Source organism: Agrobacterium sp. S7/73 (assembly GCF_019355535.1).
Classification (GTDB): Bacteria; Pseudomonadota; Alphaproteobacteria; order Rhizobiales; family Rhizobiaceae; genus Agrobacterium; species Agrobacterium tumefaciens.
Window position 1 is genome coordinate 226,083 of record NZ_CP072138.1, and the last position, 24,432, is coordinate 250,514.

General features: G+C 58.2%; 28 protein-coding genes and 2 pseudogenes. 22 read left to right on the forward strand and 8 right to left on the reverse strand.

All coding sequences use genetic code 11. From position 1 onward, the window contains the following. Positions 1-28: 28 nt before the first annotated feature. The gene (locus tag J5276_RS25550) at positions 29-838 is read right to left on the reverse strand and encodes an SDR family NAD(P)-dependent oxidoreductase (protein ID WP_209159865.1); all 810 of its coding nucleotides are present in this window, start codon (positions 836-838) and stop codon (positions 29-31) included. Between the two features lie 46 nt (positions 839-884). On the opposite strand from J5276_RS25550, the gene J5276_RS25555 reads away from it, so the two are divergent. The 5 genes from J5276_RS25555 (at position 885) to J5276_RS25575 (ending at position 5,257) form a co-directional block, all read left to right on the forward strand. Further along, the gene (locus J5276_RS25555) at positions 885-1,265 is read left to right on the forward strand and encodes a helix-turn-helix domain-containing protein (RefSeq protein ID WP_112651025.1); all 381 of its coding nucleotides are present in this window, start codon (positions 885-887) and stop codon (positions 1,263-1,265) included. Positions 1,266-1,424: 159 nt separating this feature from the next. After that, on the forward strand, positions 1,425-1,958 hold the full coding sequence (locus J5276_RS25560) for a TetR/AcrR family transcriptional regulator (RefSeq protein ID WP_209159880.1): 534 nt from the start codon (positions 1,425-1,427) through the stop codon (positions 1,956-1,958). 80 nt (positions 1,959-2,038) lie between these two features. Then, positions 2,039-3,457 (forward strand): MFS transporter, encoded by a 1,419-nt coding sequence (locus J5276_RS25565; protein WP_209159866.1) that lies wholly within the window; start codon positions 2,039-2,041, stop codon positions 3,455-3,457. Between the two features lie 88 nt (positions 3,458-3,545). Beyond that, the gene (locus J5276_RS25570) at positions 3,546-4,301 is read left to right on the forward strand and encodes an SDR family oxidoreductase (RefSeq protein WP_209159867.1); all 756 of its coding nucleotides are present in this window, start codon (positions 3,546-3,548) and stop codon (positions 4,299-4,301) included. A 266-nt stretch (positions 4,302-4,567) separates the two neighbouring features. Next, positions 4,568-5,257: an aspartate/glutamate racemase family protein gene (locus J5276_RS25575; protein WP_112153591.1), complete on the forward strand. Its 690-nt coding sequence runs from the start codon at positions 4,568-4,570 to the stop codon at positions 5,255-5,257. A gap of 51 nt (positions 5,258-5,308) precedes the next feature. Here J5276_RS25575 and J5276_RS25580 read toward each other — a convergent pair whose 3' ends face one another. After that, complete coding sequence (locus J5276_RS25580; RefSeq protein WP_209159868.1) at positions 5,309-6,220, reverse strand: AraC family transcriptional regulator; 912 nt, start codon at positions 6,218-6,220, stop codon at positions 5,309-5,311. Between the two features lie 93 nt (positions 6,221-6,313). Between J5276_RS25580 and J5276_RS25585 the strand changes: the two genes are divergently transcribed. From J5276_RS25585 to J5276_RS25615, 7 genes are all read left to right on the forward strand, one after another. Continuing rightward, complete coding sequence (locus J5276_RS25585; RefSeq protein ID WP_112651117.1) at positions 6,314-7,141, forward strand: oxidoreductase; 828 nt, start codon at positions 6,314-6,316, stop codon at positions 7,139-7,141. Between the two features lie 55 nt (positions 7,142-7,196). Further along, positions 7,197-7,787 (forward strand): TetR/AcrR family transcriptional regulator, encoded by a 591-nt coding sequence (locus tag J5276_RS25590; RefSeq protein WP_112651035.1) that lies wholly within the window; start codon positions 7,197-7,199, stop codon positions 7,785-7,787. A gap of 67 nt (positions 7,788-7,854) precedes the next feature. Continuing rightward, on the forward strand, positions 7,855-8,481 hold the full coding sequence (locus J5276_RS25595; protein ID WP_112651037.1) for a hypothetical protein: 627 nt from the start codon (positions 7,855-7,857) through the stop codon (positions 8,479-8,481). Positions 8,482-8,589: 108 nt separating this feature from the next. Next, entirely contained in the window at positions 8,590-9,444 is an 855-nt protein-coding gene (locus J5276_RS25600) for a cytochrome b/b6 domain-containing protein (RefSeq protein ID WP_209159869.1), read from the forward strand. Next, positions 9,441-10,217, forward strand: a complete 777-nt coding sequence (locus J5276_RS25605) for a molybdopterin-binding protein (RefSeq protein WP_209159870.1) — start codon at positions 9,441-9,443, stop codon at positions 10,215-10,217. The genes J5276_RS25600 and J5276_RS25605 overlap by 4 nt, the downstream gene beginning before the upstream one ends. A gap of 275 nt (positions 10,218-10,492) precedes the next feature. After that, positions 10,493-11,077, forward strand: a complete 585-nt coding sequence (locus J5276_RS25610) for a DUF308 domain-containing protein (RefSeq protein WP_020808324.1) — start codon at positions 10,493-10,495, stop codon at positions 11,075-11,077. A 41-nt stretch (positions 11,078-11,118) separates the two neighbouring features. Next, a complete protein-coding gene (locus J5276_RS25615; protein ID WP_022557133.1) occupies positions 11,119-11,415 on the forward strand; it encodes a chorismate mutase in 297 nt (98 codons plus the stop codon). Between the two features lie 67 nt (positions 11,416-11,482). Here the strand turns inward: J5276_RS25615 and J5276_RS25620 are convergent, their stop codons facing one another. Next, complete coding sequence (locus J5276_RS25620; RefSeq protein WP_209159871.1) at positions 11,483-12,346, reverse strand: LysR family transcriptional regulator; 864 nt, start codon at positions 12,344-12,346, stop codon at positions 11,483-11,485. Between the two features lie 108 nt (positions 12,347-12,454). On the opposite strand from J5276_RS25620, the gene J5276_RS25625 reads away from it, so the two are divergent. From J5276_RS25625 to J5276_RS25655, 8 genes and pseudogenes are all read left to right on the forward strand, one after another. Then, the gene (locus J5276_RS25625; protein ID WP_209159872.1) at positions 12,455-13,279 is read left to right on the forward strand and encodes an oxidoreductase; all 825 of its coding nucleotides are present in this window, start codon (positions 12,455-12,457) and stop codon (positions 13,277-13,279) included. A 46-nt stretch (positions 13,280-13,325) separates the two neighbouring features. Continuing rightward, positions 13,326-14,174, forward strand: a complete 849-nt coding sequence (locus tag J5276_RS25630) for an alpha/beta fold hydrolase (RefSeq protein ID WP_013637175.1) — start codon at positions 13,326-13,328, stop codon at positions 14,172-14,174. A gap of 65 nt (positions 14,175-14,239) precedes the next feature. Continuing rightward, the gene (locus J5276_RS25635; protein ID WP_209159873.1) at positions 14,240-14,770 is read left to right on the forward strand and encodes a VOC family protein; all 531 of its coding nucleotides are present in this window, start codon (positions 14,240-14,242) and stop codon (positions 14,768-14,770) included. Beyond that, complete coding sequence (locus tag J5276_RS25640; RefSeq protein ID WP_247749998.1) at positions 14,767-15,501, forward strand: L,D-transpeptidase; 735 nt, start codon at positions 14,767-14,769, stop codon at positions 15,499-15,501. Before J5276_RS25635 ends, J5276_RS25640 begins: the two co-directional genes overlap by 4 nt. 107 nt (positions 15,502-15,608) lie before the next feature. Beyond that, positions 15,609-16,367, forward strand: coding sequence for an alpha/beta fold hydrolase (locus J5276_RS25645; RefSeq protein WP_080850525.1), 759 nt, complete (start codon positions 15,609-15,611; stop codon positions 16,365-16,367). Positions 16,368-16,608: 241 nt separating this feature from the next. After that, positions 16,609-16,998 carry a RidA family protein gene (locus J5276_RS25650; RefSeq protein ID WP_013637179.1) on the forward strand — a complete coding sequence of 130 codons (390 nt, stop codon included), beginning with the start codon at positions 16,609-16,611 and terminating at the stop codon, positions 16,996-16,998. Between the two features lie 46 nt (positions 16,999-17,044). Continuing rightward, a pseudogene (locus J5276_RS30555) lies at positions 17,045-17,248 on the forward strand (type II toxin-antitoxin system ParD family antitoxin); the annotation flags it as partial. After that, on the forward strand, positions 17,248-17,541 hold the full coding sequence (locus tag J5276_RS25655) for a type II toxin-antitoxin system RelE/ParE family toxin (protein WP_219256756.1): 294 nt from the start codon (positions 17,248-17,250) through the stop codon (positions 17,539-17,541). The pseudogene J5276_RS30555 and the gene J5276_RS25655, both read left to right, overlap by 1 nt. A 206-nt stretch (positions 17,542-17,747) precedes the next feature. On the opposite strand, the pseudogene J5276_RS25660 reads toward J5276_RS25655, so the two are convergent. Then, positions 17,748-18,092 (reverse strand): annotated as a pseudogene (locus tag J5276_RS25660) (aldo/keto reductase); the annotation flags it as partial. A gap of 64 nt (positions 18,093-18,156) precedes the next feature. Here J5276_RS25660 and J5276_RS25665 point away from each other — a divergent pair. Further along, positions 18,157-19,376 (forward strand): IS3 family transposase gene (locus tag J5276_RS25665; RefSeq protein ID WP_111784165.1). Its coding sequence is split into 2 segments (ribosomal slippage): positions 18,157-18,496 and positions 18,496-19,376, totalling 1,221 coding nucleotides; the frame shifts between segments, so codons are not numbered across the junction. On the opposite strand, the gene J5276_RS25670 is transcribed toward J5276_RS25665, so the two are convergent. From J5276_RS25670 to J5276_RS25680, 3 genes are all read right to left on the reverse strand, one after another. Continuing rightward, positions 19,361-19,840 carry an aldo/keto reductase gene (locus J5276_RS25670; RefSeq protein ID WP_247750005.1) on the reverse strand — a complete coding sequence of 160 codons (480 nt, stop codon included), beginning with the start codon at positions 19,838-19,840 and terminating at the stop codon, positions 19,361-19,363. The genes J5276_RS25665 and J5276_RS25670 overlap by 16 nt on opposite strands. Before the next feature lie 134 nt (positions 19,841-19,974). Then, on the reverse strand, positions 19,975-20,856 hold the full coding sequence (locus tag J5276_RS25675; protein ID WP_209159883.1) for an NmrA family NAD(P)-binding protein: 882 nt from the start codon (positions 20,854-20,856) through the stop codon (positions 19,975-19,977). A 33-nt stretch (positions 20,857-20,889) separates the two neighbouring features. Further along, positions 20,890-22,173 (reverse strand): serine hydrolase, encoded by a 1,284-nt coding sequence (locus J5276_RS25680; RefSeq protein WP_209159884.1) that lies wholly within the window; start codon positions 22,171-22,173, stop codon positions 20,890-20,892. A 191-nt stretch (positions 22,174-22,364) separates the two neighbouring features. Here J5276_RS25680 and J5276_RS25685 point away from each other — a divergent pair, with 191 nt between their 5' ends. Beyond that, positions 22,365-23,264 carry a LysR family transcriptional regulator gene (locus tag J5276_RS25685; protein WP_209159885.1) on the forward strand — a complete coding sequence of 300 codons (900 nt, stop codon included), beginning with the start codon at positions 22,365-22,367 and terminating at the stop codon, positions 23,262-23,264. Between the two features lie 209 nt (positions 23,265-23,473). On the opposite strand, the gene J5276_RS25690 is transcribed toward J5276_RS25685, so the two are convergent. Further along, positions 23,474-24,379: a LysR substrate-binding domain-containing protein gene (locus J5276_RS25690; protein ID WP_173998388.1), complete on the reverse strand. Its 906-nt coding sequence runs from the start codon at positions 24,377-24,379 to the stop codon at positions 23,474-23,476. Positions 24,380-24,432: the final 53 nt, after the last annotated feature.

The following is a 24,432-nucleotide window of genomic DNA, read 5'->3' on the forward strand; positions in this document are numbered from 1 at the left end:
GGTTTGGCGCCGCCCCTCTGTTGTCCTGCTACATCCCTGGCCACATTCCTCCGTCAAGTCGGAGGTTTGCTCCTGTGATATAGCCGGCACGGGGGCTCGAGAGAAATGCAATCGCATCCGCAATCTCCTCAAGGGTTCCGACCCTTCCAAGGGGCACCTGAGCAAACATTGGCAGGATTTCTCTCTCTATGTCATTCCAGGGGGCGTCAATGGCCATCCCCCTCTCAATGGCTTTCTTACGGAATGCGGTATCCAAACTGATGCTATGCACCGTTCCAGGCGAAACGGTGTTTGCGGTGATGCCGTGTGCAGCAACGTCTTTTGCGAGCGACGCCGTCATCGCGATCATGGCTGCTTTGGCGGCAGAGTAGTCCGGTCGACTTGCAGGCGGCATCAGGGCCGCCAGGCTTGAGATGTTTATAATCCGACCCCACCGCGACGCTTTCATTGTGGGCAGAACGAGCGCGATGATCCTCACAGATGCGAGCACATTCCTGTCATAGACAGCGGCCCACGTTTCAGAGCTTGTCGAGGTCCAATCCTCCGCCGGGGCAGATCCGCCGGCATTGTTGACCAGGATGTCGATCGAGCCTGCTGCAGCCTTTGAATCACGAACCAGACGATCAACCTGATCCGGCACTGTCAGATCGCCGAATACCGCGAAAGCATGACCTCCAGAGGATATGATATCATGGGCGACCTCCTCTGTTTTCATTCTGTCGCGACCGTGGACAAGAACGGTTGCCCCTTCCTTTGCGAGGCCTCTGGCCACGCCCTCGCCAATCCCCTTACTGCTTCCCGTGACCAGTGCAACCTTGTTTTGGAGTTGTAAGTCCATGATATTCCATCCGTGTTATCGTCTCCTGCAGATATGAGGTTCGTTGATGAAACAGGCAATTACGCACTTTAAAGTGCCTGTCGAGGACAGGGCGACATGCCTCGGAGCCGACGGATCTGTCTCTCATGTCAGCAGGGTGCTTCGGATGATCACAGGACGTTGGAAACTGCCGATCCTTTTCCGATTGTTCGCCGAACCATCATTGCGGGCATCGCAGTTCATGAGAGACATACCTGGGATATCCCAGAAGATGCTAACGCAACATCTCAGGGAACTGGAAAATGACGGCCTCATAAGCCGACACGACTTTCAAGAGCAGCCTCCTCGAGTCGAATACTCGCTGAGTTCAGCAGGCCACGGGCTTGTCCCGATTTTGATGGCCGTCAGGGAATTCTCTCGGGATTATCCTGTTGATCGGCGTCGATAACTAACTTGGGTGCCGAACGCTTGGCGCAACATTCCGAAAATATCGCTTGTATTGTGGACTGAATGGTTCCATATTGACTTCATGGTCAAGCGCACTCAAATATCCGCGTCCGTTGGTCGCCCTCGAGAATTTGAACTCGATGAAGCAGTTCGAAAAGCAATGCAAGTATTTTGGGATCGTGGATATCACGATGCATCACTTCCCGACCTGCTTGACGGTATGGAGCTTTCCAGGGGCAGCTTTTATAAGGCTTTCGTCGACAAGCGAGGCGTCTATCTGCGTGCCCTCGACGCTTACATCGAGGACGCCGTTCGCTCGGTCGGTGAAACGCTGCATTCCAATCCGTCGCCTAAAGCTGCAATTTTAGAAGCTTTTTCTCAACAAGTGGATCAAGCATCGGGAACGGAAGGTCTGCGTGGATGTTTTGTCATCTTTGCAGCTGTCGAAATGCTGCCAGAGGATAAAGAGGTCGCACCACGTATTTTCCAGCTGTTCAGACGGTTGCAAGATCTTTATGCGGCGGCGATCATAAGGGCCCAGGCCTTGGGCGAAATCGATCCAGGGCTGGATGAACGAACGCTCGCCAGGTTCCTCGTGTGTCAGATTCAGGGCATGCGGGTCCTGGCCAAGGCAGGAGCGGATCGCGCTGAGACGAGGGCCATGGTCGAACTGGCACTGAAGGCACTTGGCTGACCCAAATTTGGAACCAAATAGTCCCAAATACTTAACATTGCAAACCGTCGATCGATTTTTTGGTCGATGTGGAGAGACTTATGAGAGACACCAGCAATCCCGATGACAAACTCGATCCACGTCGATGGATGGCACTGGTCATCCTTTTGACCGGCGCCTTTTTGCCACCGCTCGACTTCTTCATCGTCAATGTGGCGCTGCCCTCGATCCGGGAGGATTTCAGGGCCTCTGCGTCAACGATGCAACTGATTATCTCCGGTTACGCCACCACCTATGCTGTGATGCTGATCACTGGGGGCAGGCTTGGAGATCTCTATGGTCGACGAAATGTCTTTCTGGCTGGAATGGTCGGGTTTGCAGCCGCATCTGCCTTATGCGGGTTTGCCTGGTCTCCAGCCGCGTTGGTCGCCGGCCGTATCCTTCAGGGGTTTGCAGCGGCAATCATGGCGCCGCAAGCCTTGGCTTCCATCAATGCGATTTTCCCAGACCACGAAAAATCAAAAGCCCTCAGCTTTTATGCCCTGACATTCGGGGTGGCATCGATGGTTGGTCTGTTTCTCGGTGGTGCGTTGATTGCGCTTGATATCCTTGGACTTGGATGGAGAGCCATCTTCCTCATCAACCTGCCGGTTATCGCGGTCGCTGCGCCGTCGGCCTTCATCATGTTGCGGGAAACCCGATCTGAGCGCCCAAGCAAACTGGATCTTGGCGGAGCATTGTTGATCGCGATTGCGCTATCTGCGCTGATTGCGCCGCTGATCGAGGGGCGGGAGCAGGGGTGGCCGATCTGGCTAATCCTGATGCTTGCCATGTCCCTCCCGTTTTTCCTCCTGTTCTGGCGGCATGAGAAACACCTGGAGTCGACGGGGAGAGATCCGATTCTTGCACCTAGCCTGCTGCAAAACCGTGGACTAATGCGCGGGCTACTGGCTGCATTGTTCTTCTACGCGCTTGCGGCCTTCTGGCTGATATTCTCGGTCTATCAGCAGGGTGGCCTTGGCCTGACGCCTTTCGAGGCCGGGCTGGCGATCCTTCCTGCGGCCGTCGGCTTCGTCCTTGGTCCTTTTGCAAGTGAGCGCATCCTCCGCGTCTTCGGAAGATTTTCCGCAGGCGCCGGCATGGTGCTGCAAGCTGCAGGGTTGTTTGGAACGGCGGCCTTGATTTCGAATGGCCTTCCGCAATTCCTCTTTGCTGCGCTTTTTCTTATCGGTGCGGGGCAGGGGATCGCCCTTCCAAACCTCGTGAAGAGCATCGTGCAAAGGGTGGACCGGACGCAGTCAGGATTGGCCTCTGGTCTGGTCAATTCGATGTTTCAGATTGGCGGTGCGTTGGCAGCCGCAATCGTTGGCGGGTTGTTCTTCTCGATCTTGGGGTCGGCCACAGACGTTCAATCCATTGGCCGAGCATACAGCGTTGCAGCCGTTGCAATTGCCATTTGTCTTCTCGTCGCGGGATGGCTTTCCGTCAGCCTGACATCGACACAACCGTTGCGTCGATGAGCGGCCCCATAGCAGCGCATCATCAGCCGATCGCGCGGAAACGGCGTGAAATTCCAGAGCAAAACAGAGACATTCAGAGGTACTCTCCATGAACAACATCTCCACACTACCTCTTTCCGGCAAGCGCGCGCTGGTCACAGGTGCGGCACGCGGTATCGGTGCGGCAATTGCGCTAAAACTGGCCGTGGATGGTGCCGACGTTGCGATCACCTATGAGAAGTCGGTCGAGAAAGCGGAAGCTCTCGTTGCCAAGATCCGCGCCATGGGTCGAAATGCGATCGCCATCCATGCCGATGCCGCGAACATAGCAGCCGCGATGGCTACCGTCGAACAAACTGTCGCTGAGCTCGGCGGCCTTGATATTCTGGTCAATAATGCCGGTGTCCTTTTCGCAAGTGATTTCTCCACGCAGCCACTTGAGGAGATTGATCTTCAGCTGAACGTCAATGTTCGCGGCGTCTTTCTGATCACCCAGGCAGCGCTGAAATACATCCCCAACGGAGGTCGCATCATCAGTACCGGCAGCAATGCGGGTCTGGCTGTCCCGTTCGCGGGGATCGCGGTCTATGCCGCGACCAAGTCTGCGCTGGAAAGCTTCACGCGCGGTCTCGCACGTGAGCTGGGCTCTCGGGAAATTATCGTCAATCTGGTTCGACCAGGTCCGATTGATACTGACATGAACCCTGCCGATGGCGCACTTGCAGCCGCCATTCTGCCAAACCTGTCGATTGCTCGATATGGTAAAACCAGAGAAGTCGCTGAGGCCGTCGCCTTTCTCGCGGGGCCCGGTGCAGCCTACATCACCGGCTCAGGCATTCTGGTCGATGGCGGCATCAGTGCCTGAGCATTGATACGAGGCGGTGCCTCGCCGCTCTGTCCTGCAGGTGATAACGCGGAATTTCGGCGCGCATGGACTGCGGAGTTCCCTCCGCTGCACTGTGCGCGTAAATTTGGCGAAGCGGGCGGCGGCCATCATCCAGGAATTTCTCCACTCCGTTGGTGGTTTTCCTGAGTTGCAATCGTACCAAGGTAGCAAATATGGGTGGCCTGGTTTCTGCGCAAGCGCCCGTTGAGCGGTAACAGACCTAACGTATGAACATGGAGAAACATTTGAAGACCATCGGCATACTTGGCGGAATGTCCGCGACGTCAACCCAGATTTATTACCGAGAACTCTGCAGGCTTACCCGCGAGAGCCTGGGAGGACTTCATTCTCCCGAGCTTCTCATAAGGTCTGTCGACTTCGACGAAATCGAAAAGTTGCAGGCATCCTCTGACTGGGACGCCGCGGGCCGAATCCTCAATGAACATGCTATCGCGCTGCAGCGCGGCGGCGCCGACCTCCTCATCCTTGCGACAAACACCATGCACAAGGTGGCGGACAAGATCGTGGGCGGGGTGTCGATTCCCTTCGTGCACATCGCGGACGCAACTGCAACCGCTATCCTCGACCGCGGTTTCCGGAGACCGGGTTTGATGGCAACCGCCTTCACCATGGAGCAGACCTTCTACACCGACCGCCTCATCGCTCAGGGGCTGTCGCCAACGATCCCTGAAGCTGATGATCGAGCTGAAACCCATCGTATTATCTATGAAGAGCTGTGCCGCGACATCGTTCGCGAGGAGAGCCGCTTGACCTATGAAAGGATTGCGCAGCGTCTGGTCGACAAAGGCTGCGACTGTCTTATCCTTGGCTGTACCGAGGTGGGTATGCTGTTAAACCAGGATAACGTAGGCGTTCCCGTCTTCGACACGACCCTCATTCATTGCAAAGCCGCCCTTCAAGCTGCTGTACAATGACATGTTGTGTTCTGACGGTCGATCGATTGTGAGAACGATGAGGGGCAATGGTCAAACCTGTTCGCCCAGGTGATGCCGGACCCACTTCGCTTCTTCCGATGCGGTACGCCCGAAATGCCGTCTGAAGTCGCGGCTGAATTGCGCCGGGCTGACATAGCCCACTGACGCCGCCACCTCTGCAATTGTTCCAGTCTGGCGGGCGATCATCAGTCTCGCTTCATGGAGCCGCATCGCCTTCACATATTGCATCGGACTTGAGCCTGTCAGCTCCTTGAAATGGACATGGTAGGAAGGAACGCTCATGCCCACCGCTCTGGCAAGGTCCGCGACGGTGATTTCAGAGCCGTAGTTTTTGCGCAGCCATGCCAGGCTCTCGACCAGTTTTCCCGACGTCCCTTTCCGCTGCAGGGCGGCGATCACTGCGCCGCCTTGCGGCCCTGACATGACCCGGTAATGCAGCTCACGCAGGATGGAGCCGCCAAGGACGGCGACCTCAACCGGACTGCCAAGCACCGTCAGCAAGCGCAGCAGGACGTCTTCGATACTGCTATCCATCCTGCTCGAGAAGAGCCCTTTTGGCTTGACGCTTGCAGGACCGGCGAGATTTTCGAGCTGCGTGGCGATCTCGGCCGCCATCTGCATATCGAACTCTAAATAGACCGCGAGCAGTGGCCGCCGTGCACTGGCTGTAGATGTCATCCGGAAGGGGACGGGCACCGAAACGGCAAGATAGTGGTCTTCGTCGTAGAGGTAGATTTCCCCGTCCAGAATGCCGTGTTTGCTCCCCTGCAATACGAACACGGCACCCGGCTTATAAAGAACCGGAATGTCATTCAGCACTGCTTCCGTGCGTAGGATACGAATACAACCGAGCCCGGTCTGGTTGTAGCCAAGACGAGGAGCGAGTTGTCCGGCCAAGGCGGCACACTGGTCATGTGTAGAGGGCGGCATTTTACAGTTCATAGGAATTGGCAAAACTCTAAGAGGATTCGCAATCGAACCCGCGTTGTCTCCAGATTATCTGTCACATCAACGGGTAATCAAGGAGTTTCAGACATGTCGAGCAAAACGTTTTTCATAACAGGGGCGAACTCGGGCTTTGGATTGGCGATCGCCACTGCCGCAATCGAAGCCGGTCACACCGTCATCGGGACCGTCCGCTCCGAAGCCTCGCGCGAAGCGCTGGCAAAGACCCTCCCGGAACTGCGCCCGGTCCTCTGCGACGTAACCGAATTCGATCGCATCCCTGACGTCGTTCAGCAAGCGGAGGGCGAACACGGGCCAGTCGACGTGCTGATCAACAATGCCGGATACGGTCACGAGGGCGTGCTCGAGGAATCGCCACTTGAAGAGATGCGCCGCCAGTTCGACGTGAACGTGTTTGGCGCCGTTGCAGTCGCCAAGGCGTTTCTGCCAAGGTTCCGTGAGCGCCGAAGCGGCTTTATCGTCAACGTCACGTCGATGGGCGGCATGATCACCATGCCCGGCATCGCCTATTACTGCGGCAGCAAGTTCGCGTTGCAGGGTATTTCAGAGGTCATGCGTTCGGAAATGAAGCCGTTCGGTGTGCACGTAACAACCCTTTGCCCCGGCTCTTTTCGGACGGACTGGGCAGGCCGTTCCATGGTCCGCACAGAGCGTTCCATTGCTGACTATGATACCCTGTTTGACCCGATCCGCGAGGCGCGTCAGGCAGTGAGCGGCAAGCAACTTGGAAATCCGCAAAAGCTCGCCGACGCGGTGCTGACCCTCATCGAATCTGACAATCCCCCGCCGCAACTTCTCCTTGGCAGCGATGCGCTCAAACATGTAACGGCGCGGATCGAACGCCTGACCCAGGAAATCGAAGCTTGGAAGGGCGTGACTGTCTCCACGGACGGCTAACGCACACCCAAAATTTGCTGTTGACGATCTGCCTACTAGAAGGTAGACAAGCTGCATGAGCAATCTTTCGACCACCTCGGACGATATTCTGGCGTCCACCCGACACCTTCTGATAAGCGGCGGCTACAATGGCTTCAGCTACGCCGATATCTCGGAGATTGTCGGTATCCGCAAAGCAAGCATTCATCATCATTTTCCCAGCAAGGTCGATCTGGTGCGTGAGCTGGTCAAGCGTTATCGGGAGGATGGCCAGGCAAGCGTGGCAGTCCTTGAGCAGAAGGTTCCGAATGCTCTGGACATCCTCAAGGCTTATGCAAACCACTGGGCTGCATGCATTGAGGATGCCAGCAGACCCTACTGTGTCTGTGCTATGCTTGCCAGTGAACTGCCATCCCTCCCCACGGAAGTCGCAACCGAGGTTACGAACTTTTTTCGCTTCATCTCCTCGTGGCTGGCTTCGGTCATGGAGCGAGGTTCCAAGCAGGGCGAACTGAGTCTTACCAGTGCGCCGCATGTCGAAGCCGAAACATTTCTGGCAACCGTCTACGGGGCAATGCTTTCGGCGAGAGCCAATGGGAAGCCGGAAGTGTTCTCAATGATACTCGAACCTGCCCTCAATCGTCTCGCGCCGACGGTTTCTCACTAATCCTGCGTGGCAAGGCTACTCGGGTCAATCGCGTCAATCGAAACTACCAACTAGTAGGAAGATAAAAATGAGAAATACTTTCCCAGCCTTGGCCCTCGGGCTGACCAGCATCCTTTCTGTAACTGTCCTTTCGGCACCCGCATCTGCCGAAGATAAGAAAGCCGCGCCGATCCATGTCCGCGGCAGCATCGTCGACTACCAGGCGTCAACGCTCAGAGTGAAGACGCGCGAAGGCGAGACCGTCGACGTCGCCCTAGCCAACGACTGGAAAGTCGCCAGCGTTGCCAACGCAGAGGTCACCGACATCAAGCCGGGCGATTTTGTGGGTATCGCATCATTGCCAAAGGCCGACGGCGGCGATGGTGCGCTTGAGGTCCTGATTTTCCCGCCGGCAATGAAAGGCACAGGCGAGGGGAGCTACGGTTGGGATCTGAAGCCCGACAGCAGGATGACCAATGCGACGGTCGCGGATGCCGTTAAAGGCGTCGATGGCCGGACTGTCACCGTGACCTATCATGGCAAGGAAAAGAAGATCGCTATTCCGGATGGGACACCTGTCGTGACCATCGCCGCGGCCACCAATGATGATCTCGTTCCTGGCGCCGTTGTCTTCATCACCGCCGAAAAGACTGCAACAGGCCCTATCGCCCATCAGGTGGTCGTCGGCAAGAATGGCGTGGTTCCACCCATGTGAAGACCACGCCGTCACTGGCCGGACCAGCCGCCTTACTGCTTCGGCCAGTGACTACAGATCGACGCTGCTTGGTGTGCAGCCGCTAATGCACAGATGAAAGACGCTGAGATGAGCGCAGACGCTTCCAATGACAATGTTCAATACCCTCGGACGATCTTTATCCGCCGCCACTCCGTTGTGACTCGGCTCACGCACTGGCTGAACGTGCTTTGCCTGAGTTTCCTTCTTTTGAGCGGGCTGCAGATCTTCAATGCCCACCCAGAGCTTTATTGGGGTCATTATGGCGCGAACGGCGATCCCGCCATCCTGACAATAGGCTCCGATGACGGCGGCCGTCAGCCGCGCGGTTTCGTACGTGTTGCCGGGTTGAAGATCCCCACGACGGGCGTGCTTGGCGTTTCTCAGGCTGATGGCGAACAGGTCTCACGCGCTTTTCCCTCCTGGGCAACCATCCCTTCATTCCAGGATCTTGCCGCCGGACGTCGCTGGCATTTCTTCTTCGCCTGGCTGCTTGTGATCAACGGCATTGTCTATCTCGGCTTCAGCGTGCTCAGCGGACATTTCCGCAAAGACCTGGCGCCAAAGCCCCATGAGATCTCGCCGCGCCACCTCGGCCGCGAAATCCTCGACCACGCTCGGCTCCGCTTTCCAGAAGGGGAGGAGGCCAGGCACTACAACGCGCTTCAAAAGCTCACTTATCTGGCGGTCATTGTCGTTCTGCTGCCGCTGATGGTGCTCACAGGTTTGACAATGTCGCCGGGCGTCGATGCCGCTCTGCCGTCCCTTGTCGATATTTTCGGCGGACGCCAGTCCGCGCGCACGATCCATTTCATCACAGCGTCGGCGCTTGTCATCTTCGTCATCGTGCACGTGGCAATGGTGGTCCTTTCCGGGACTTGGAACAACATCCGCTCGATGATCACCGGACGCTATGCGATCCAGGAGAAAGGCCAGAAATCATGAGCAAGCTTTTCACCCGACGCCGCTTTCTCATCGGCGGCACGCTCGGGGCCAGCGCCCTTACTCTCTCGGGTTGCGACCTCTTGGACCAGAACGCAGACGTCGCAAAAGTCCTTCGCTCAGCTGAGCATCTGACCATGAAAGCCCAAAGACTGCTTCAGGGGCGCGATGCACTGGCGCGCGAGTTTGACGAAAAGGACATTTCCCCTTCCTTCCGTGTCAATGGAACGAGTGCTCCCGACAGCGATGAATATGCGGAGCTGCTGGAAGGCAAGTTCGCAAACTGGCGACTGAAGATCGACGGTCTTGTTGAACGACCTCAGACGTTTTCACTCGCTGATCTGAAGGCGCTTCCTTCCCGCACCCAGATTACCCGCCATGACTGCGTCGAAGGCTGGAGTGCGATCGGTAAATGGAAAGGCGTCCCGCTCTCCCACTTGTTGCGCCTCACCGGGGTCAAGCCAACGGCGCGCTACGTCGTATTGCATTGTGCCGACGAACTCGAAAAGACGCTCGACGGAAGCGGTCGTTACTATGAGAGCATTGATCTCATCGACGCGGTTCATCCGCAAACCATCCTCGCCTACGAGATGAACGGCGAGGACCTTAGCGTCGGTCACGGCGCGCCCTTGCGTCTCAGGGTCGAGCGGCAACTGGGGTACAAACAGGCCAAGTACATCATGCGCATCGAACTGGTCGACAGCTTCGCCGGGCTGTGGGGTGGGAACGGCGGCTATTGGGAAGACCGTGGCTACGAGTGGTACGCCGGCATCTGAGGTAATCGAAATGGTGAACCACAGGAAAACAATCCATGAGCCTTCGGAAAGGCATGGGCATCAAGGGTTGCCCACGGCGGCGGGACGACGGTTTCTTCTCGCGACGGCCAGGACCTCGATAGTCCCGAAATGTCAGCCGGGAAACTCTCCGGCAAAGCGATCGGATCCGCCGTACTGAATGGGAGGAGAACACCCTCTTGGGCAAGCGTTTCGCCTTCATCTGACGACGCTTGCGCGAACCATTAAACAACTAGTTCAGAAAGTGAAAGAAAACGATGTCGAACAACCAGACCTCCCGTGCCGCGCGCGGCAACGACCAGTGGCTCAAGCAGTATTACTTTACCAGAGCGGCCTTCTCATCGCTGTGGGTCGCGACTGCGTTGACGGCCGGACAACATTCCTTTGCGGTGGCTGCCGCTCTGCTGATCATTTACCCCGCTTGGGATGCAGTCGCCAACGTTATCGATGCCGCGAGGAGCGGCGGTCTTGCCGCCAACCGGAGCCAAGCGATCAACGTCGCCGCGAGCTCGGTTATGACGATAGCCGTGATCCTGGCGCTGACAATGAACATGAACTGGGTTCTCGGCGCTTTCGGTCTATGGGCGATCTTTTCAGGCCTGTTGCAGCTTGGAACTGCCGTGCGGCGCTGGAGAACGAGTGGAGGTCAGTGGGTGATGATTTTGAGCGGAGCCCAATCCTCTGTGGCCGGTGCTCTCTTCATCTTTCAGGCGCAAAGGCCTCAGGAGCCTTCTATCGCCACGGTTGCGGGCTACGCTGGCGTCGGCGCATTCTACTTCCTGGTTTCGGCAATTTGGCTGACGATCGCCCTGTCGCGTCGCAGTATGCATCCCATCTCATAAGCTCTACCTCGCGCCTACGAAACGACTTGGAAGATATTCAAATGATGACAGATGATGTGGCACAGCAACTCGCTTCCTACCGGAGGACCATCGACAATTTGGATTCCGCTCTCCTCTATATTCTGGCCGAACGCTTTCGCTGTACCGAGCATGTCGGCCACTTGAAAGCCGAACAGGCGTTGCCGGCGGTCGATAATGAGCGAGAGCGACGCCAATTGGATCGAGTGATGAGTATCGCCAATGACGTTGGCCTCAGTCGGCACTTCGTCGAAGGGCTGATGACAATGATCGTGGGCGCTGTGGTGGAGCGGCACAGGGAGATTGCGGCCAGCAAGTAAGTTGTCTGTGGCGGCTGTCCTACCGCAGCCGGGGATCGGCGGGGAGAATCGATCTTCTTCGCGCGGCTTACCATGCAGGGGCATTTGTGATGTGGTCCGAGACGGCCGAGATAAACGCCCGAAGACGCTGAAGACGTCGCAGGTCGCGGTGATATCCCATCCAGATGTCTCGCGCCGGCGGGTGCTTGGGTAGTTCTAGTCTGCGGATACCCGGGATTTGATTGCCTACTGCGCGGGGCAGGACGGCGATCCCAACGCCTTGCCTGCACATTCGCCCCTGGACGTTTCGGTTGTTTGATCGCAGCACAGGTCTCGCGTTCGGAAAACTCTCGGCGAGCCAGGCTATGTCGGGAAATTGCCCTGTCGAAGTCTCGTGGGTGATCAGACGGAAACCAGTCCCGTCGCCATATTTAGGGTCAGGCGACTCCTCGGCGATGTAGACGCCGTATTCGAGCCTGAAGAGCCGCCGCTGAATGACATCGGCAGTGTCGAACGGAACGATGCGAAAGGCAACGTCGGCCTCTCTTTGGGCGAGGTTGAACAGGCGAGTGCCCGTCAGGATCTCGACGTCTACATTGGGGTAGGCTTTCGAGAAATCCGCCACGATGGGAGGCAGGACATAGGCCCCGAACCAGTCTGCCGATGAGATGCGCAGATTGCCTTTGAGGTTTTGCTCCTGCCCGGCGAGCCGGCGCTCCATGGCCAGCGCGCCTTCTTCCATCTGCTCTGCCAGGGCGATGATCCCATGGCCCTCCTCGGTCAACACGAGACCGTCCGCGGTCCGCTGGAAGAGTGTGTGGCCGATGGCATCCTCAAGGGCACGCAGCCGTCTGCCGACGGTCGGATGGCTTGTATGAAGAGCACGCGCAGCACCGCCGAGCGTGCCGGATCGCGCAATCGCAAGGAAGATTTTTACGTCGCTCCATTCCACGGCCCAAGCCCTTACAAAAGTGAACGGTGAAAATACAAAACTGTCACTTCAAGTACAGATCTAAACATCTAGATTCAAGTCATGTTCGAAACCAAGCGGAGAAACGTTATGAAAACATGGTTCATCACAGGCTGCTCAAGCGGCTTCGGCCAGCGGCTTGCGCTCGCCGCGGCACAGCGAGGCGATCAGGTTATCGCTACTGCCCGAAACGTCAACTCGATCGAAGAAATGGCTCGGCCATTCGACGGCCGAATGATCACCTTGCCGCTCGACGTGACAGATGCGACGGCGGCCAATACCGCGGTCGCAAAGGCCGTCGAGACATTTGGCGGTTTTGATGTGCTGGTGAACAATGCCGGCTACGGACTGTTTGGGGCGCTCGAGGAGGGCACGCCCGAAGAATATCGACCGATGTTCGAGGTGAACGTTTTCGGTCTGATCGAAACAACCAGGGCAGCCTTGCCTGCACTGCGACGTTCGGGCGGAGTGATCGTCAACATGTCTTCTGGCGCAGGGATCGCGGGCAGTGGCGGCGCAGCATACTACAATGCCGCCAAGTTTGCGGTTGAAGGGGTTTCCGAGGCGCTCGCCGGTGAGCTGAAGCCGTTCGGCGTCCGTGTGCTGATCGTCGAGCCTGGCCCGTTTCGCACCGATTTCCTCGGCCGTTCGATCACGATGGCGGCCAACGAGATGCCGGAATACGCCGCAAGTTCGCGCAGGCATTATCGCGAAACCAATAACGGCAACCAGGCAGGCGATCCCGACAAGGCGGTTGCAGCGATCCTGAAGGCGGTCGATGCGGATGACGCTCCGCTTCATATGCCGCTCGGCCCGGTCGCGCATTCGATCGCTGAGCGGAAGTTGGCTTCGTTTCGCCGTGATATCGACACCTGGCGCGACATCTCGATCGCGACCGATTTTGATCAACCCTGAGCTGATCGTTAGCTCTCTTTAACATCAACATCGACGGGAAAGAGTTATGATCCCAACATTGGAAGGGTTTGCCCAGCAGCTGGTGCCGGTCAATGGCATCAAGATCAATGCCGTCACGGGGGGCTCCGGCCCGCCGATCCTCCTGCTTCACGGTTGGCCGGAAACCTGGTGGGAATGGCACCACGTCATGCCGCTGCTGGTCGAAAATTTTAGCGTGGTGGCGATTGATCTGCGCGGTGCGGGTTTTTCCGACTGCCCGCTTGACGGCTATGACAAGGCGACGATGGCGCGCGACGCGCACGAAGTAATGCTCGCCCTTGGGCATAATCGCTATGCCGTGTGTGGCCATGACATTGGCGGAATGGTCGCATTGCCGCAGGCCGCTATCTATCGAGATTCGGTTACTCACCTTGCTGTCCTCGATGTTCCGCTTCCTGGCTGGAGCCAGTGGGAGGCGACGACGGCAAAGATCTGGCACTTCGCGTTCCATGCTAATCGGGATCTGCCGGAACGCCTGATTTATGGCCGCGAATATGACTATGTTTCGGCCTTCATGGCGGAGCGGTTTTACGATCACAGCACCTTTAATCCTGAAGACATCGACATCTATGCGAAAGCCATGGCCCTCCCTGGCCGCACGCGCGGTGGCATGGAATGGTACCGCACACTGACCGCCGACCATGCGGCCGCGCTGGAATACAAGAAGCGACCGCTCCGGATTCCGGTTTTAGGTCTCGGCGGGGAGCAGCGTTTCGGTGCTCATATGGTCCCGATGCTCAATGAGTTCGCCACAGATGTTACGGGCGGCTCGATTGCCCGCTGTAGTCACTATGTGGCGGACGAGCGCCCGGGTGAAGTGGCCGCTGCTCTCATCGATTTCCTCAAGGCCAAGTGAACTCTGCGATCCGGGCACATTGAGCCCGATCGCGTTCATCGATTCAACGAGAAAGGAAAACTGTCATGACTGCACCTCAAATTCGTGGCGTCAATCACATCGGCATCACAGTGCCCGATATCGAGGCAGCAAAATCGTTCCTGGTGGAAGCTTTTGGCGGCCAGGTGATCTACCAATCGTTCGGGCCGCAGGATCCGGCCAGGGAGGGACCCGAGTTCGAGCGGGCCACTGGTGCTTACCCCGGAACGGTCGTGCGTGCGCAGGCGATGGTCAAGATCGGTACCGGGCCTGACATCGAGCTCTTCGAAATGCACGGTCCCAAGCAAGCGCAACCGGTTACACCGAGCGACTTCGGCATTACCCATTTTGGTGTCTATACCGACGACATCGACGCATCGGTAGAGCGCTTTGAGAAGGCCGGCGGAACCCCCCTTACGGCGCCACGCGCTATTCCGTACGCAACCGAAAAAGGGGACGGAAACAAGGTCTGCTATTGCCGCACGCCGTGGGGCACGATGATTGAGTTTATCACAACGCCCGATCGCATGGCCTATCATGACCAAACGGATCTGCGCAGGTGGCAGGACGAGAAATGAGCGTGAGCTTCGATACCACGTTATCCCGCCGCAGCCTCCTGTCGCTTTCGGCGATGGCTGCGGCCTCCGCTCTGGCGGGGTGCGCCTCCACCGCTGGCACCGGTTGGATGGTGGGGCGACAGTCGACGCCGCTCCCGGATCCGATCGGCCCTGTCCACATCGCAGCTGTACCGACAGATGCCGAATTGGCTGTCATGTACGGTCCTATCGAGGATGGCGGCTTTCTGATCCCGGCGGTTCCCTACAAACAGATTGATTCGCGCTACTATCGCCAGCAGGTCCTCGACCCAACTGGCGAGGCGCCTGGCACCGTCGTCGTCGATACCCCCTCACGCTTTCTCTATCTCGTCCAGCCGGGTGGGACCGCGATGCGGTATGGTGTCGGGATCGGGCGCGATGGCTTTGCCTGGCAGGGCAACGGCATCATTCAGTGGCGTCAGAAATGGCCCCGCTGGAAGCCGCCGAACGAGATGGTCGCGCGTCAGCCGGAACTGGCGAAGTATTCGATCGAGAATGGTGGCATGGAGCCGGGCCTGAAAAATCCGCTCGGTGCGCGAGCGCTCTACATCTTCGCCGGCGGCCGGGACACGCTCTATCGTCTGCACGGCAATCCGCAATGGCGCTCGATTGGCAAGGCCGTTTCGTCAGGCTGTGTGCGCCTGCTCAACCAGGACATTATCGACCTCTATGAGCGTGTGCCGATCAAGGCGCCAATTGTCGTCAAGCAGTAAGCGCAAGCTATCACCACCGTCTCTCCCTGGATAGAGGAGAGACATGTCCTTCAGGCGATTTCAAAGCCTCAGTTAATCCACGCACAAAACTCAAGGAACTACCGACCATGTCGAACTTCAGTAAAGTGGCCGTTTGCCTCGTTGCCGCGCTTTTGTCTTCCGTAGCCGTAACAGCCCCAGCCTTAGCGGACGCGCGCAACATCGTCCTTGTCCATGGCGCGCTCGTGGATGGTTCGGGCTGGCGCGGCGTTTATGACATCCTGACCCGCGACGGCTACAATGTCAGCATTGTCCAGCAGCCACTGACAAGCCTCGACCAGGACATTGCAGCCACGATGCGCGTGGTCGATCAGCAGGACGGAGATGTCGTTCTCGTCGGTCACAGCTACGGAGGCACGATCATCACGGCAGCAGGTGATGATCCTAAGGTCAAGGCACTTGTTTATGTCGCAGCGCTCCAACCTGAAAAAGGTGAAAGCACAGCACAATTGCTCCAGTCTATGCCGTCACCCACCAAGGATATTAAGCCGTCGAAGGATGGGTTCCTTCTTATAGACCGGTCAAAGTTCGCTGCGGATTTCGGGGCAGATCTGCCCAAGGATCAAGCCGAGTTCATGGCCCGGTCGCAAATGCCTGTCGCCGTCGTCGCCACCGATACACCGGTTTCGGCCGCAGCTTGGCACGAGAAGCCCAGCTACGCAATTGTAGCGAAGGACGATATGACGATAAACCCCGACCTGGAGCGCTGGATGTACAAGCGTGCCGGTTCAACGGTGACAGAGGTAGAGGGCAGCCACGCTATCTACATCTCTCAGGCGGCTGCAGTCGCAAAGGTTATCGAGGAAGCAGCCAAAGCTGCCAAATAGCGGCGGCATGCATTATGCAAAAGGCGCGTGTCTCGATCAACTTGCTAGCTGCGTCACGTCCGGGACGTGATGCAGCATTTTTGAGACACGTACCGGCGCCCGGGAAAGAGCCGTGCCGGCGGGCGAAGTCAAGGACTGTCCGACATCGCTGGCGTTTGTACTTTTTCATCCAACGGTGCTTGAAACTTCGCGACGCTTGTATCAGTGCCGCTAGCAACCAGCAAAGATTGCGAGGACCACTATGGATCGAGAGATCATTATACCCGACGAGATGCAGGAGATCGTCAGCCGAGCCGGCTATGCTCCCGCGGTTAAAGTCGGAGACACAATCTACGTCGTCGGCCAAGTTGGGCGGACCAAGGATCTCAATATTATTCGCGATCCTTCAGAGCAATTCAGAGCTATGTGGGACAATTTACGAATTGTCCTCGAAGCCGCTCAATGTACGTTCGATGACATCGTGGAAATGACAAGCTATCACGTCGAAATGTCCAAGCACATGGACGTGTTCCGGACTGTCAAAAACGAGGTGTTTCCGAAGGGAACCTATGCGTGGACCCGGATAGGTGTCTCTGAGCTCGCGCACCAGGGGCTCCTCGCTGAGGTGAAATGTGTTGCCGTAAAGCGATGATGGAACCTATTTGTCGCCAACGAACCCCTCCACGCTGAGCATATAAGCACAAGCAAAGACAGGTCGGTACTCGAATGCGAGCGATTATGTCCGGGACCTGATCCGCAGAGACCAAGCGCGTACGGACAAGATTGCCGAGATGCAGCGATTTGTCGACGACGGGATCAGAAGCGGAGTTGGGAGCCGTTCAACGGAAGAGTTGTTTGCTTTAGCCACTTCTCGAGCTGACATCAGCCGCGGACGCGCTTAATGCCATTTAGCCTATCTGTCCAAGCGGAAGACGATATTATTTCCATTGCAGAAGAAGGCATCCGCATCTTCGGAGCACTAGTCGCCAGACAATATCACGATGAGCTTTTTGCCTTGCTCGAACTCATCGCCACCAACCCAAGAATGGCACGCGAACGCCATGAGATTTCTCCTCCTGTCAGGATCCATCCTTTCAAGGCTCACCCTGTCGTGTACCGCATCATTGAAGACGGGAGCGTATTCGTCATCCGCATACGGCACGGCCATGAAGATTGGGCGGGAGATTCTTTCTAACCAACCACTTCGCCGAATTTATAACATATTGGTCGTAAGTGCGAATCTCATCAAGGCGACAGCATTACAATCTGCGAAGGCTTAGGCAGCTATGCACGCCCCATTTCGGTCGTTCCTGCCAATAGTCTTGGCTCCAACCAGCGCACGTTGCTCGGCTAGATCGAGAGGTATCCTGAGCGTAGCCCGAGATTAAGGACCCCCCCATTTCAGAGCGTTGCAGCCTCCCAGTCTGGAGCAAAAGGAGGATCAACGTAGCGTACGTCCTTCGGCAGAGCCGCGATAGCCGCGCGGTCCTTCTCGTCGAGGTGAATGTTGAGTGCATCGAGATTGGCTCGCTGGCTGGAGGGGCGAGCGGCTTTGGGGATAGCGATGACGTTTTCCTGATCCAGAAGCCAGGCTATGGCGATCTGGGCTGCGGTGGCGCTGTGCTTCTCACCGATCCTAGCGAGAACGGGATCCTTTGCCGCCCGGCCTTGCGCAAGCGGCGCATAGGCGGTCATCGGAATACCCTTGCGGCGAAGGTAGTCCAGCATCGGCGTCTGCGACATGTAGTGGCCCCCTAAATCCCCGGACACGATCTCCCACTTGTTAAGTGTTAGGAGTAATGTGCCCATTATGACCAGTCACATACCTAAGATAGAAGTGTTGTCCGGCCCTGAGCGCCGCCGTCGCTGGTCGACAGCGGAGAAGCTTGCGATAGTCCAGGAGACCTACGAGCCTGATGTCACGGTCAGCATCGTTGCCCGACGGCACGGCATTCAGCCAAACCAGTTGTTTGCTTGGCGCAAACTAGCGGCGCAGGGTGCATTGACGGCGACGGCATCGCAGGAAGAGGTCGTCCCGGCATCCGAATACAGGGCACTTCAGAACCAGGTGAAAGAGTTGCAGCGCCTCCTCGGCAAAAAGACGATGGAAGGCGAAATCCTGAAGGAAGCGCTTGAGATCGCATCAGGGTCAAAAAAACACCTGTTGCGCTCGCTCTCGTTGCCGAAGGACGGTTCGCGATGACGGCGGTGTGCGAGACCTTGGGTGTCGCCCGATCCAACATAGCGGAACGTGTGAGGCAACGTCCTTCCAGAACCCGGGGGCGGCCGCCGCTCGCCGATCAGGAACTGATGGATGAGATCAAGACGATCATCGATGACATGCCGACCTACGGATATCGCCGGGTCCACGCGATCCTGCGCCGTAAAGCCCGCAGCGAAAACCGTCCCTGGCCGAATGCCAAGCGCGTCTACCGCGTGATGAAGGTTCACGGCATGCTCCTTCAGCGCCACACCGGTGCAATCGATACGCGCCGTCACGATGGTCGCGTGTCTGTTGAGCAATCGAACCTGCGATGGTGTTCAGACGGCTTCGAAATCGGATGCGACAATAAGGAGAAGGTGCGCGTTGCCTTCGCTCTCGATTGCTGTGATCGCGAGGCCATCGCCCATGTCGCGACCACCGAGGGCATCAAGAGCGAGGACGTCCAGAACCTTGTCATCACGGCTGTTGAGAACCGCTTTGGTCTCATCAACACCCTTCCAAAGCCAATCGAATGGCTGACGGACAACGGCTCCTGCTTCATCGCAAAGGATACCAGGTCGCTGCTCATCGATATCGGCATGGAGCCGTGTTCAACGCCCGTTCGCAGCCCCCAGTCCAACGGAATGGCCGAAGCCTTCGTCAAAACCTTCAAGCGCGATTACGTCTCGGTCAACCCCTTGCCAGACGCCATGACCGTCATCGCGCAACTGCCCTCATGGTTCGAACACTACAACACCCTTCACCCGCATAAGGCATTGGGGTATTGCTCGCCTCGTGAGTTCTTAAACCGTCAAACACAAACCTGATCTTGTCCGGTTTTTAAGGGGCAACTCCACGACAGGAACGGATGATATTCCACTTGATGAACGGCGATGGGGGTGCCGATATCCTCGACCGCATGCCGGATCATGGGCAGGTTGAAGTTGCAGACGCCGATGGCCCGCGCCAGCCCTTCCTCCTTCAGTTTGGTGATCGCGTCCAGCGTTGCGCTCATGTTCATGTTCGCTGCTGGCCAATGCACGAGGAAGAGATCGATATGGTCGAGGCGAAGCTTGCCGAGGCTCGTGTCGAAGGACCGTCGAAGGGCATCGGGGGAGAGCTTGTCGTGCCAGACCTTGGTGGTGACGAAGAGGTCAGCGCGGTTTATGCCGGAGGCCGTGAGCGCCGCGCCGACGGAGGCTTCATTGTCATACATGGCGGCGGTATCGACGTGGCGAAAGCCGAGTTCAAGCGCACTTTCGATCACCGGTCGGGCGGCATCGCCCGGCATCCTGAAAGTCCCCAGTCCTAACCGGGGTATAGCGACACCGTGAGTCTCAATCGTTTCCATGATCAAACCTTTCGAGTTGCGAGGGACGCGACGGCAGAGGCAGAAGCCGTCCGCCGCCCGTTCTCCCGGCGCGTTCACGCGGTCTCGCTCGCCGCTGCTTGCCGGACCAGCGCTTCGATCACCTGCGCAAGCGACGTCTTGCCCCTGACACGGTTTCCGCCGTCGGCTTTGAAGTCGATCCAGCCTTCGTTGAAACCGTCGAGCATACGCATGCGCGGCTGCGGGTTATGCGTGCCCTGTGCACGGAACAGGCCCTCCCAGCTTTCCCGCAGGACGATCTGCACCCGAACCGGATGCCCGAGCACCGACGCGAAGGCATTGGCGAGATCGTTGGGGGAGACCCGTGCCGGGCCTTCCAGTTCCACCACCCGCTTGCCGATCCACTGCTCACGGATCAGATCTGCGGCAAGCCGGCCGATATCCTGTGTCGCCACCATGGCGAAGGTCTTGTCGGCAGGCTGGAGGAAGCTGTGGAGCACGCCTTCGTCGCGGGCCGAGGCGACGTCCCAGGCCGCATTTTCCATGAACCAGCCGGGCCGCAGGAAGGTGACGTGAAGATCGAGGTCGCCGAGGGCTTTTTCCAGCATCGTCCGCTGGCTCAACAGATTGTCGACTTCCGCGTCGGCGCCGATGGTCGAGAGGCAGACGACCCTTTCCGGGCGGGCAGCAAGGAGAGCGGTCGTCAGCGCCTCATTCTGCTTTGCCGCTTCCGGATAGCCGGGCGCCGGATCGAACTCCGACGGCGGCAGGATGAAGACGCCCTTGGCGCCCTTGAACGCGTTGGCGAGCTTTGTTGCGTCGCCCATGTCGGCAAAGGCGATTTCGCAACCGCGCTTGCGCCAGATTTCCGCCTTGGCGGGATCGCGCAGCACCGCACGGACCGGTTCTCCAGCTTCGATCAGGGCTTTCGCCAGCGCGCCGCCGACCTTGCCGGTAATTCCTGTAATCGCATACATGATATGTCTCCTGGTTTTGAGGTCGGGAATGGATCAGGCGAGGCCGTCGTAGAGGCCGCGCTCGAATGTGCCGTAGAGTTTCACGACCTTTTCGTCGTAGAATGGGAGAAGCTGGATGAAGATGGCGCCGGTCACCTGCCGGGCCGGGTCGAGCCAGAAATAGCAGTTGAGCAGGCCAGCCCAGGAAATGCTGCCGACCGACCGACCGTTCGGACCGGGCAGCGTATTGATGTCGAACGAGTATCCCCATTTGTGGGGTTCACCGGGAAACTGGTCGAAGCTCTGCGAATAGGCGGGTTGGGCCGTCGTCATGGCGCGCACGTCGAGGTCGCCGATTTGGTTTCGCATCATCGACGCGACCGTTTCCGGCTTCAGCACGCGCTCGCCCTTATGGGAGCCGCCGTTCAACAGCATCCGCAGGAAGGCCATGTAGTCGCGTGGCGTGCTGAAGGCGCCGCCGCCGCCCATGAAGAATTCCGGCCGTTGTGGCATCTCGAAGGGCGCGGCCGTCAGTCCGCCGTGCGCGTTCCTGTTGTGGAAGGTGGCGACCCTGGCCTTCTGCTTGCTGCCGATCAGGAAGCCTGAATCGGTCATGCCGAGCGGATCGAAGATGTTTTCGCGGAAATAGACCTCCAGCGACTGGTCGCTGACCGCCTCCACCAGCTTTCCGATCCAGTCCATGCTGATGCCGTATTGCCAGCGATCGCCGGGATCGAACTCGAGCGGTGCCAGGAAAGCACCGTTTTTGCAGGTTGCTATGTCCGGCATTCCTGTAACCTGCTGATAGCGGGTCAGCGCATCGCTCCAGATCGAATAGGTATAGCCGGAGGTGTGGGTGAGCAGGTGCCGCACCTTGATGGCCCGCTTGGCCGGGCGCAGGCGCGGCTGGCCATCGCCGTCGAAACCCTCCAACACCATGGGATTGGCGAGTTCCGGCAAATGTTTCGCCGCATCGTCCTCGGGATCAATCTTACCCTGCTCGATGAGTTGCATGCAGGCCGTGGCGGTGAAGGCCTTCGTCATCGATAACAGCCAGAACACCGTATCGGCGCGCATTGTCGCTCCGGTCACGGTATTGGCCTTTCCGAAGGTCCCTTCGTAGATCATGCCGTCCGGTCCCGCGGCTGTGGCGACGACTCCGGCGACGGTCCCGTCGCGAACGGCCTGCTCCATCGCCATGTCGATCGGTTTGAACTTTCCGGACCGCGCTTGCGGTTTGGCTGCCAGCGCATGAACCGGCGTATTCGCAGCGGCTGTGCCGGCTGCCAGCAAGAGGCCGCCGCGTGCCAACAGGCTTCTGCGTGAGATCGCATTCATGGATGAAGTCCTTCTCTGCAAGGCCGGAGATTTCCACGGTTCCGGCATGCCGCTGGCGCCGTCCGGGCGCTGAGGAACTATTTACGGGACGAAGAAAGATGATTCACGCGCATTAAAATCGAAGCTAAGATGACGTCAAATCATCATGGCGAGACGGTCGGCGAAGTCTGACCTTGCGGCGGAGAGGGTGCATGAGTTTCGACACGCGGCTGCTGACCGGGGTCGGCGTTTTCGGGGCGGTGATGGAAGCGGGCAATTTTGTGCGGGCTGCGGATGTTCTCGGCCTCACGCCATCGGGGGTCAGTCGTGCGGTAGCGCGACTCGAGCAACGCGTCGGCGTCAGGTTGTTCGACCGCAGCCCGCGTAAGGTTACGCTGACGGAAGAGGGCGTCCGCTTCCATGCCAGGATCATGCCGTTGCTGGCTGGGCTGGAGGAGGCGGCCTCCGAAGCAGCCGGTTCGGCGGCGTTCGTCGGCGGGCGGATCAGGGTTTCGATCGATCCCTGGTTTGCGCGCATGGTGCTGGCGCCGAGGATCGGTGAGTTTCTAGCGCTCTATCCCGCCCTGACTCTCGATCTGACGACCAGCAACTACCGCGAAGAGATGATGAGCGGCGCTGATGTCGCCGTGCGTTTTGGCCCGCCGGACGAATCCTCGCTGATCGCGCGCAAACTGCTGGACGTACCGGTGCTGACCTGTGCCGCCCCATGCTATCTCGACCGTCACGGAGTTCCAGTCACGCCCCACGACCTGATGCGCCACGATTGTATTCTCTTTCGCGACCCGCAGACCGGGCGACCGTTCACCTGGGAATTCCAGGGGGATAACGGCGCCATCGAGATCAAGGTGGCCGGGCGGGTGGTCATGGACGATCCCTCCGCTGCGGTCGCGGCCTGTCTCGCAGGGCAAGGCATATTCCAGAGTTTTGCCATCGGCCTCGACGAGTGGCTTGAGAGCGGGGCGCTCACGACGATCCTCACGGAATGGTCGGGCGAGCGGTTTCCACTTTACGCCTATCATCCGTCACGCCACATGCCGCCGGCCAAGGTGCGGGCTTTTCTGGATTTTGTTCAACGAATCGCGGTGACATAGCGCGGGGTGCATTCTTGCCGCTTCGCACGATTGGTGTTGCATACTGGCCGTAAGAGTCGAAGGGGAGTATATCGGTCCCCGATGACGGGTCAAATCCGCGCACCAGTTGGGATCGTGCCGCAATGCTGTTCCCAACGAACAGTGCTTACGGTTCGATTCCGTTCAAGGTGAACGCTATCGCGCTCTTTAGTGAAACGCAGCGTCGCTTTCTATGTCACTACCAGGTCTTTGGCGAGTTCGCTGACGACGCCCCTGAGCCATCGATGTGCTGGATCGTGGCGATAGCGCACGTGCCAAGCCATCTCGACCGGGAACGTTCCGAGGTCGACAGGTGCTTCAACGACCTTGAGCCGAGGATCGCGCTCGAGGCTGCGACAGATCAGCCGGGGAAGGGTTGCGCAGTAGTCAGTGACCGCGACCATCTCGGGAACTGACAGGAAATGCGTGACGGAGACGGCAACGTCGCGCTTGAGGTTCTGTTGCCCTAAGGCCTGGAACACGCCTGCGCGAATTCGGCCTGGCGGTAGGACGTTGACGTGTTTCAGGCTCTCGTAAAGGTCTCGCGTCAGGCTGGCGCCGACGTCCGGATGGTCGCGACGGACGATACAGGCAAGGCCGTCGTCCATCAGATGCTGGACGACCAGGTTGTCAGGCGGATCGATGACCCTGCCCAGCACTATTGCAGTCGTCCCTGAGATCACGCCAGTATCCGCCAGATCGTTGCCGAATGGGGTCATGCGAAGTTTGATCCCCGGAGCTTGCTCTCGCAGCCTTGCCACCAGCGCTGGCATCAACACCAGTTCGACGTAGCTGTTCGGAGCGATCAGGAACAGCCGCTCCGCGCTTGCCGGATCGAAATCCTGCTGATGGACGATGAGATCGTCGAGCTGCGCCAATGCGGCCTCGATCGTCGGCGCAATCTCCTCGGCAAGCTGTGTCGGTCTAATGCCGTAGCGCTCGCGGATGAACAGCGGATCTTTCAGCATGTCGCGAAGCCGATTAAGCGAATTCGACAGCGCAGGCTGCGTGATGCCAAGACGGCTGGCAGCGCGGGTGACGCTCCGCTCCTCCATGAGAGCAAGGAAGACGGGCAGAAGGTTCAGATCGTATTTCATCCAGATGTAATCGCACGTGAATATCTAAAATCCAACAAGTAAATTTCTCAAAT